At 64.3% G+C, this 473-nt stretch carries 1 pseudogene; it reads left to right on the top strand.

From position 1 onward, the window contains the following. Positions 1 to 473, top strand: a pseudogene (locus CWE01_RS33185) (hypothetical protein); the annotation flags it as partial.

Here is a 473-nt window from a genome sequence, read left to right as displayed (position 1 = left end):
CAGCGAAATCCAGCTCAGTGCTCCACGCCTGCTGCGTCTGGAGCAGGATGCCGCCTTGCGCCTGCAACGCTGCCAGAGTCCGATGTTGTACTGCACGAACGATGACTTTCGGCATCTGTTCAGCAACGGTCCCGATGGCCAGGCCATGCTGGAGGCTTTCAGCGCCTTCGATGCCAACAATGCGACGAACCAGAGCGCATCAGGCAGGGCCCACACGACCTGGCTAAACCTGCGTCAACAGGCCTTTCCGGTGCAGATCGCAGCCTGGCAGCGGGCCCGTCAGCCGGGTTACGAATGGCAGTTCGACCAGCCCGCCCGCTATCTTTGCGACCCGCAGGCGCGCTACCCGGCCCGTTGCCTGGAGCAGGCACAAGTCGCGGTCGAAGGCGACACAGCGGATGAGTCGCCCGAGCCACTGGAAAGCGGCGCCTGGGCTCATTGTCTGGAGCGACTCGTCGAGCCCGAAGACTCGG

Source organism: Pseudomonas sp. QS1027, from assembly GCF_002814235.1.
Lineage (GTDB): Bacteria > Pseudomonadota > Gammaproteobacteria > Pseudomonadales > Pseudomonadaceae > Aquipseudomonas.
The sequence above is the reverse complement of the archived record's forward strand: the minus strand, read 5'-3'. Positions and strand labels throughout refer to the sequence as shown.